Below are 8026 nucleotides of genomic sequence, written 5' to 3'. Positions count from 1 at the left end.
CGCGGCCGCAGCCGCTGCCGCCGCGGAAGAGCCGATCGCCGCCGCGCTGAAGATCGACGACCTCAAGATCGAGCTCGGCTATGCGCTGCTGCCGCTGGTCAACGGCCCCGACGGCACCGACCGCCTCACCGAGCAGATCAAGGCGCTGCGCCGTTCGCTCGCGATCGAGATGGGTTTCGTGATGCCGGCGGTGCGCATTCTCGACAATGTGCAGCTCGAGGCCAACAGCTACGTCATCAAGATCAAGGAAGTCGATGCCGGCACCGGCAAGATCTGGCCGAGCCAGTTCATGGTCATGGATCCCGCCGGCAACCAGGTACAGCTGCCGGGCATCCACACCATCGAACCGACCTTCGGCCTGCCGGCGACTTGGGTCGATGCCGGCCTGAAGGAAGAGGCCGCGCTGAAGGGCTACACCGTGGTCGACGCCGCGACCGTGCTGTCGACGCACCTGACCGAGCTGCTCAAGACCAACATGGCGGACTTGCTGTCCTACGGCGAGGTGCAGAAGCTGCTGAAGGACCTGCCGAAGGAGCAGGGCGAGCTGATCAAGGACATCGTGCCGAGCCAGGTCACGGTGTCGGGCATCCAGCGCGTGCTGCAATTGCTGCTCGCCGAGCGGATTTCCATCCGCGACCTTTCCACCATCCTCGAGGGCATCGCCGACGCGCTGGCGTTCTCGCGCAATCCGGCCACCATGGTCGAGCATGTCCGCGCCCGGCTGGCGCGGCAGATCTGCGCCCAGAACACCTCGCCGAACGGCTATCTGCCGCTGATCGCGCTGTCGGCACGCTGGGAACAGGCGTTCGCCGAGTCGATCGTAGGCCAAGGCGACGACCGCAGCTTGGCGATGCAGCCCTCCAAGCTGTCGGAATTCATGACCGCCGTGCGCAACGCCTTCGAGCAGGCGGCGCGCGAGGGGGAGGCGCCGGTGCTGGTGACGTCGGCCGCGATCAGGCCGTTCGTTCGCTCACTGGTGGAGCGGTTCCGCTCGCAGACCACCGTTTTGTCGCAGGCCGAGATCCATCCCCGGGCCCGGCTGAAGACCGTCGGCAGCGTCTAGAGCTTCTTGTTTGGACGCGTTTTCTTCACGCGAAACGGCGTCCACTTCGCTCGAAAACGCTCTAGCCATCGCAAATCATTTGCGTTTTCGCCTGTGCTTTCTCGCCACAGGCAACTGATTTGTGTGGAACAGTCCGGAACGGCCCTATCTGGGGTAACATGATACGGCTTCCCGGCAAGCCACTGATATTACGTCCAGTTAATGTGGATTTTGGAAGCCGGAGACGGCTTTTGATCGCGACCGATCACGTCTCATCACGCCCTTGTGATGCCCCCTAGGGAACGGAATCGGCAAATCCTACGTTGATGGGGCACGAGAGGTTGAACCGGGCAGCAGACCAAACCGACAGATTTACTGAGACCAGGAAGGCGGCAGGAGACTTCCATGAACCACTCGATCTACAGCGCTGATCGTACGACGCACCTGAAGATTGTGGTCGTGGCCTTGGTCGCCGGTATTCTGGTCGCTGGTTTCGGCATCACCGCGCACAATTCGTCGGACGAGGGTTACACCCAGACGGCACGTGTCATGAAGGCCGGCAAGCCGGTCGCGATCACGAGCACGAGCAACTCGTTGGTCCGCTAACAGGAGAGTTTCACGAATTCACGTAGTGTTCTTTACAGCCCCCCAAAGTCGCTGCGTGGATATTTAAGACCCCCAACTACCCCCAAGTTGACTATCGAAAACGCCCGCTCCCCACGGGCGTTTTCTTTTTGTGCGGATGGTGGATCGTCGCGCGAGGGAAGCGAAGCAATCCATTGTCACCGAGCACGCGGAACGATGGATTGCTTCGTCGCTTCAGCGCAAAATCGCTCTGCAATTTTGTCGCGAGCTCCTCGCAATGACGGGACTTCAACGATTTTCAGCCCTCGCGCAGAGCAGAATGAGGAAACACCGCCTATCGCGGCGTCGAGCCCGACGCAGGCGGCACGGTCTCGATCAGCTTGCCGGTGAAGATCGGCGCCGAAGTCGGCTGGCCATTCGGCGAACCGCCGGCCTGCTCGACGGTCACCGCGTAGGTGGCGCCGTTGATCACGTCGGGATCGTAGCCCGACAGCACCGGGCGCGCGGTGAAATCATCAGCGCCGATCACGCCGAGCGAGCGCGGCTGCGGCAGCTTGTCGGAGATCAGCCAGAGCTCAAAGCTCTTGCCGGGCTCGGACGGCGCGCCGACCTTGCGCACGGTGAAATTCTTGGTCGCGCCGTCGATGGTCATGATGAAGGCCGGCCCGCCATTCTGGCCCTGCAACAGCGCGACATACTGCGCCGACGGCGCGAGCGCCGGCGCCGGCGTCTTGACTTCCACGGTCTGGATGCGCGGCTTCGGACGGATCGCATTCGGCAAAGCGTCGGGCCGGTAGATCTGCAGGCCGAGCGTGACCAGCAGCGCGGCCGCGATCGCGGTCGCCGCCGACGCGATGCCGCGCCAGCGCTTCACGCGGTTCGCAAGCGCGGTCACGTTGCGTTCGTCGAAGATGACCCGTGGCTGTCGGATCTCGGGTAGCCTCCGGATCTCGGGTGCCTGCGACGGCTCCGGATCGAACGCCGAGCCGAATTCCGGATCGTCGGTTGTCGGCGAAGGCGGCGGTGTCACCGTCGCGGCCGGCGTCTCGGGCAACACCAGCGGCGCCTGCGGTGCGCCAGCATGGCCGATCGCCGCCTTGATGTTCTCCCAGACCACCGGGCGCGGCTCGACCAGACCGACCATCTGGTTCAGCGGCCCGAGCCTGAACTCCCAGGCTTGCACGAGCGCGGCGAACTCGGTGTCGACGGCCATCATGGTCTCGACCTGCGTGCGCTCGTCGGCATCGAGCGTACCGAGCGCATACTCCGCGGCGAGCGCGATATGGTCTTCGCTATAGGCCATCAATCAGAGTCCAAGACACTCCCGGATATCCATCAGGCTGCGGCGCAGCCAGGTCTTCACCGTGTTTACCGGTGTCTCGAACTTTGCGGCGAGCTGCTCGCGGCTCCAGCCGTTGTAATAGGCGAGCAGCACGAGCTTCTGACGATCGGGCTCCAGACGACCGACGCACTCCAGCAGCCGCTTCAACTCTTCCGTCATTTCCCGTCGCGCCAGCGGATCGGGAGAGTCGGCGGCGACTTCCATCGCCGCAGGCTCATCTTCCAGCGAGGACTCGCCCCGCTTGCGCACGACATCGATGGCGCGGTTGCGCGCGATCGACGCCATCCACGTGATCGGGGACGACAGGGCCGGATTGAACTGCCCGGCGCTGTTCCAGATCTTGACGTAAGCCTCCTGAATGACCTCCTCGGCGAGGTCCTGACGCCGCAAGATACGGAGCACGACGCCAAAGAGTTTCGAGCGGGTCGCGGCGTACAGCCGCTCAAAGGCGGCCTGATCCCCCTTCGCGACGGCGGCGATCAGCCAGACGAGCTCAGCCGGCGTCAGCATTCAGCGCCCTCCAAGCCTGCATCCCCCATCGCCCCATCGCCACCGCGCCGCCGATCATCATCTGGTCTGGACCGGTGGTAGCATATTTTGGGACAGCACGATCCGCCAAGTGGCCGACGAGAGGCCGGCTTGTGGACAGCGCCCAACAAAAAGCCCGGGCGATCGGCCCGGGCTCTCAAGATGGTCGGCGGAGGGAGCGAGGTATCAGGCGATGACGCCGAGCCGGGCCCGCATCAGGCCGATCGAATCCATGTCGGCTTGCTCGCGAGCGCTCTCCTCCGCGCGCTCGCGCGCCTGGTCGCGCTCGTCAAGCAGCTCGACCTTCTTCAGCTCCTCGAATGCTTCCGACAGCAGCGCCTTGGCGTCGTCGAGCTGGGCACGCAGCTCGTCGGCCGAACGGGTCAGGTTCTCGCGGCGCTGGATCGCGGCCTTGGCGTAGGTGGGATAGGCGAAGTGCGAGGGATCATTGATCCCGGCGCGCTCCTGCTCGGTCTGGATCTCGCGCTCGAGCTCGACGGACATGCGCTGGAAGTCGGCGATCATGCCTTCGATCTGGGTAACCCGACGGCGCTTTTCGTCGACCTGAAACTTCTTCAGGCGGATCAGCGTTTCACGTGACTTCATCGACTCATACTCCCCAGAAGTCCCAATTCTGAACGCGGGACAGAACCGGCTCCCCCCTGGGCCCCGCCGGCATAGCTATGGTGTGCCGGGGATGATGGCCTGACAAAGTTAGCGTTCCGTTTCCAAACCCGAGAGGATTTGAGCGAGTTGCCGGTAGCCGTCGCCCAGGCTGGTGGCCTCGTCCTTGGCCTGGCGCAGGAAGCTTTCCAAGGGCTCGTGCAGCCGGATCGCCTCGTCGACCTCGGGGCTGGAACCCGGCCGGTAGGCGCCGAGCCGGATCAGTTCCTCCATGTCGGCATAGGTCGCCATCACCTGCCGCGCCTTGTTGATGAAGGGCAGGAAGTCGGGGTCGGAGGACCGCGGCATGGTGCGCGAGACCGACTTGAGGATGTTGACCGCGGGATAGCGGCCGCGCTCGGCGATCGCGCGCTGCATTACAATATGGCCGTCGAGGATGCCGCGCACCGCGTCCGCGATCGGCTCATTGTGATCGTCGCCATCGACCAGCACGGTGAAGATCGCGGTGATGGTGCCGACGCCGGTGCCCGGCCCTGCCCGCTCCAACAGCTTCGGCAATTCGGTGAACACCGTCGGCGTGTAGCCCTTGGCGGTCGGCGGCTCGCCGGCCGAGAGGCCGATCTCGCGCTGCGCCATCGCAAAGCGCGTCACCGAGTCCATCAGGCACAGCACGTCCTGGTCCTCGTCGCGGAAATACTCGGCGATCGCGAGCGTCAGATACGCCGCCTGGCGCCGCATCAGCGCCGGCTCGTCCGAGGTGGCGACCACCACGACCGAACGCGCCAGCCCCTCCTCGCCGAGATCCTCCTGCAGGAATTCCTGCACCTCGCGGCCGCGTTCGCCGATCAGCCCGATCACCGAGATCGCGGCGTCGACATTGCGCGCCAGCATCGACAGCAGCACCGACTTGCCGACGCCGGAGCCGGCGAAGATGCCGAGCCGCTGGCCGCGGCAGCAGGTCAGGAAAGTATTGAGTCCGCGCACGCCGAGGTCGAGCGGCGGACCGACCCGCCTGCGCGAATGCGCCGGCGGCGGCGAGTTGCGGTAGGACATCGGCGAGGCGCCCTGTTGCAGCGGACCCTTGCCGTCGATCGGTTCGCCCATCGCATTGACGACGCGGCCGAGCCAGGCCGGCGACGGCCGCACCTGGCTCGCCGCATTGGCGATCACGGCGCGGCACCCGCGCCTGACGCCCTCGAGCCCGCCGAACGGCATCACCACCGCGTTCTCGCCGGAGAAGCCGATCACCTCGGCCGGGATGAAGCGGCCGGCGCCGACGTCGATCACGATGCGGGCGCCGACCGACATCGCGTGAATGGGGCCGGCGATCTCGACCATGAGCCCGCGGACGCCGACTACACGGCCATAAATATTGACGCCGTCGATGTCCCCGATCTGCTCCGCGAGCGCCTTCATTGCGAAAACCTTAAGTTTCCGCAATTTTGCGCCGGCCGCTTAACTTCGTGTTTACCCGCATCATTAATCATTGCGTCACTGTCTTTGGTGACTGAGGTCGCTCGCCCATCAGAAGAAGGGCGAGTCGCGAGAGTCGGTTAGGCCCGGCTCTTAATGTGGAAACTGAACGAGCGCGGTTAGGAAAAGCTTCTTCTACGCAATATCTTAGGGCGATTCGACAAAAATTGCACGGTTAGAGCTTGCGTCGAGGAATCAGTTTTTGTTAACCATATCTCGTCAGGATCCGAATCAGTTGTTCAAAGGCGTTTTGTGAGTGCCGCAAGTGCGGCCGACCTGACGCCCGGAGCGGCGACTATAGGGGACTGGCATGCGCGTTTTGCTGATTGAAGATGATAGCGCCGTCGCGCAGTCGATCGAATTGATGCTCAAATCCGAGAGCTTCAACGTCTATACGACGGATCTCGGTGAAGAAGGCGTCGATCTCGGCAAGCTTTACGACTACGACATCATCCTGCTCGACCTCAACCTGCCCGACATGTCCGGCTACGACGTGCTCAAGCAGCTCCGGGTTTCGAAGATCAAGACTCCCATTCTGATCCTCTCCGGCCTCGCCGGCATCGAGGACAAGGTCAAGGGTCTCGGCGTCGGCGCCGACGACTACATGACCAAACCCTTCCACAAGGACGAGCTGGTCGCCCGCATCCACGCCATCGTGCGCCGTTCCAAGGGTCACGCCCAGTCGGTCATCCAGACCGGCGATCTCGTGGTCAATCTGGACACCAAGACGGTCGAGGTCGGCGGTCAGCGCGTGCACCTCACCGGCAAGGAATACCAGATGCTGGAGCTGCTCTCGCTCCGCAAGGGCACCACACTCACCAAGGAAATGTTCCTCAACCATCTCTACGGCGGCATGGATGAGCCGGAGCTGAAGATCATCGACGTCTTCATCTGCAAGCTCCGCAAGAAGCTCGCCAACGCCTCCGAGGGCCGCAATTTCATCGAGACCGTGTGGGGCCGCGGCTATGTGCTGCGCGAGCCGCACGAGGCCGACGAGCGCATTCCCGCCTGACCTTCTGGCCCGCAGCGTTCCGACTTCGCTTTCGACTTGAACCCCGCCGCAAATGGCGGGGTTTCTGTTTTTAGGGCTTACGCCACCGGGATCGCGGTCAGGGCCGCGAGGAGATCCGCGCCCTTCGGAACACCGAGCCCAGTGCAGGCGCTCCAGCCCGGGCCGGCATCGTAGCCCTTGCCGCCGACGCGGTTGTTGCCCTGCTCGACCACACGGAATGCGCCGGGGTTGGAATAAAGCGCGGCGTTGAGCAAGCCGATCTGCTCGCCGCGCGCGGAGACAGCTATCGCGACCAGAGCGGCCCATAGCGGTGTCGCGGCGCTGGTCCCGCTCATCGCCATCGCCTCTCCGTTGACGATGATGCGGTAGCCCGGGCTCGCCGCGGCCGCGCAGGCGACGTCAGGGACGCCGCGCCTGATAGCGCCGTCGTTCTGCGACTTCGGCATCGTCAAATGCGACTGATAGTCGGGGACCGGAAACGCGTCGCTGATGCCGCCGCCGGTGCCGACCGCACCGGCATTCCAGACCGCCTCCGCTGCAGCCGCCCCATTGCCCGCGGCAGGCAGGGGCTGGGTGCCGCCGCAGCTCGTCGCATAGGGGCTCGAGGCGGGAAACCAGACATGGACCTTGCCGTCGGTCAGGCCGCTCGTCGCGAGCTGGTCACCGGAGGCGAACAGCACGCTGACGCGCAGCCGCGCGGCATCGGCCAGCACGGCCTGCATCGCGTCGCGCCCGGGCCCGGTCCAGTATTTCTCGGCACTGCCCCAGCTGACGGAGACCACCTGCGGTGCATGCTCTTCATCGAACACCGCCTGATGGATCGCGTCGGTCAGACCCGCGGCGGAGTTCTCGGCAAAGTAGACCACGATCTTGCTCTTCGGCAGCAGGCCGGCGAGCACCTGGAGATCGAGCGCGATCTCCAGGTCGGCGACATCGTTGGTGCCGAAGCCGCCATTGCCGGTCGGCGGCACATTGACGACAACCGGCGGCGGCCGGTTCATGCCGGCCACCGCCATGGCGAGATCGCTCGCGAGATAGCCGCCGCCGAGTGCGATGATGCCGACGCAGATCGACGACACGTCGCGATCCAGCGGAATGCCGTAGCGGGCCGCGATGTCGGTCGGCCACAGTCCGCTGCCGCTGCCCGTGTCGGCCTGGGCCTGCGCAAGCGGCGTCCTGGTCCGCAGCGGCCGCTGATCGAAGCCGAGAATGGCGCGGGTCCATGGCGCGATCTCGGCCGGCACGGTCAGTCCGCCGACGCGGGCGCGAAACGTGCGCTCGCCGTCGCGGTAGGTGCGAAGCGTCGCGCCGAAGATCTCGGCCATCTGCCGCGCGGTGCCTTCCAGCTCGACCGTGCGCGCGACAGGGTCGCTGCGGCCGACGGTCAAGCCCCGCTCTGCCGCCAGCCGCACCACGCGGG

Annotated in this window: 8 protein-coding genes; 3 read left to right on the top strand and 5 right to left on the bottom strand. The window is 65.0% G+C overall.

Features of this window, described 5'->3' with window-relative positions:
- Both H8B02_RS42405 and H8B02_RS42400 read left to right on the top strand, forming a co-directional pair.
- Window positions 1-1063 (top strand): FHIPEP family type III secretion protein (locus H8B02_RS42405; RefSeq protein WP_229171650.1); only part of this gene is annotated, 1063 nt, incomplete at its 5' end.
- A gap of 384 nt (window positions 1064-1447) precedes the next feature.
- Window positions 1448-1648: a hypothetical protein gene (locus H8B02_RS42400; RefSeq protein ID WP_092116406.1), complete on the top strand. Its 201-nt coding sequence runs from the start codon at window positions 1448-1450 to the stop codon at window positions 1646-1648.
- A gap of 313 nt (window positions 1649-1961) precedes the next feature.
- On the opposite strand, the gene H8B02_RS42395 is transcribed toward H8B02_RS42400, so the two are convergent.
- The 4 genes from H8B02_RS42395 to fliI all read right to left on the bottom strand — a co-directional run bounded on the left by H8B02_RS42395 (window position 1962) and on the right by fliI (window position 5537).
- Complete coding sequence (locus tag H8B02_RS42395) at window positions 1962-2930, bottom strand: anti-sigma factor (RefSeq protein WP_229171648.1); 969 nt, start codon at window positions 2928-2930, stop codon at window positions 1962-1964.
- A gap of 3 nt (window positions 2931-2933) precedes the next feature.
- Complete coding sequence (locus H8B02_RS42390; protein ID WP_097676823.1) at window positions 2934-3479, bottom strand: sigma-70 family RNA polymerase sigma factor; 546 nt, start codon at window positions 3477-3479, stop codon at window positions 2934-2936.
- Window positions 3480-3683: 204 nt separating this feature from the next.
- Complete coding sequence (gene fliJ / locus H8B02_RS42385; RefSeq protein WP_021081901.1) at window positions 3684-4103, bottom strand: flagellar export protein FliJ; 420 nt, start codon at window positions 4101-4103, stop codon at window positions 3684-3686.
- Window positions 4104-4211: 108 nt separating this feature from the next.
- The gene (gene fliI / locus H8B02_RS42380) at window positions 4212-5537 is read right to left on the bottom strand and encodes a flagellar protein export ATPase FliI (protein ID WP_229171646.1); all 1326 of its coding nucleotides are present in this window, start codon (window positions 5535-5537) and stop codon (window positions 4212-4214) included.
- 367 nt (window positions 5538-5904) lie between these two features.
- Between fliI and ctrA the strand changes: the two genes are divergently transcribed.
- Window positions 5905-6606, top strand: a complete 702-nt coding sequence (ctrA, locus tag H8B02_RS42375; RefSeq protein WP_016848562.1) for a response regulator transcription factor CtrA — start codon at window positions 5905-5907, stop codon at window positions 6604-6606.
- Between the two features lie 77 nt (window positions 6607-6683).
- On the opposite strand, the gene H8B02_RS42370 is transcribed toward ctrA, so the two are convergent.
- Window positions 6684-8026 (bottom strand): S53 family peptidase (locus H8B02_RS42370; RefSeq protein ID WP_229171645.1); only part of this gene is annotated, 1343 nt, incomplete at its 5' end.

This window comes from Bradyrhizobium altum, assembly GCF_020889705.1.
Taxonomy (GTDB): Bacteria; Pseudomonadota; Alphaproteobacteria; order Rhizobiales; family Xanthobacteraceae; genus Bradyrhizobium; species Bradyrhizobium altum.
This window is presented reverse-complemented; position numbering and strand designations above follow the sequence as displayed.

What these genes read in the sequence shown, in the direction of transcription:
- H8B02_RS42400 (WP_092116406.1), top strand. Translation starts at nt 1,448, where the DNA reads ATGAACCACTCGATCTACAGCGCTGATCGTACGACGCACCTGAAGATT.
- fliJ (WP_021081901.1), bottom strand. Translation starts at nt 4,103, where the DNA reads ATGAAGTCACGTGAAACGCTGATCCGCCTGAAGAAGTTTCAGGTCGAC.
- H8B02_RS42390 (WP_097676823.1), bottom strand. Translation starts at nt 3,479, where the DNA reads ATGCTGACGCCGGCTGAGCTCGTCTGGCTGATCGCCGCCGTCGCGAAG.
- ctrA (WP_016848562.1), top strand. Translation starts at nt 5,905, where the DNA reads ATGCGCGTTTTGCTGATTGAAGATGATAGCGCCGTCGCGCAGTCGATC.
- fliI (WP_229171646.1), bottom strand. Translation starts at nt 5,537, where the DNA reads ATGAAGGCGCTCGCGGAGCAGATCGGGGACATCGACGGCGTCAATATT.
- H8B02_RS42395 (WP_229171648.1), bottom strand. Translation starts at nt 2,930, where the DNA reads ATGGCCTATAGCGAAGACCATATCGCGCTCGCCGCGGAGTATGCGCTC.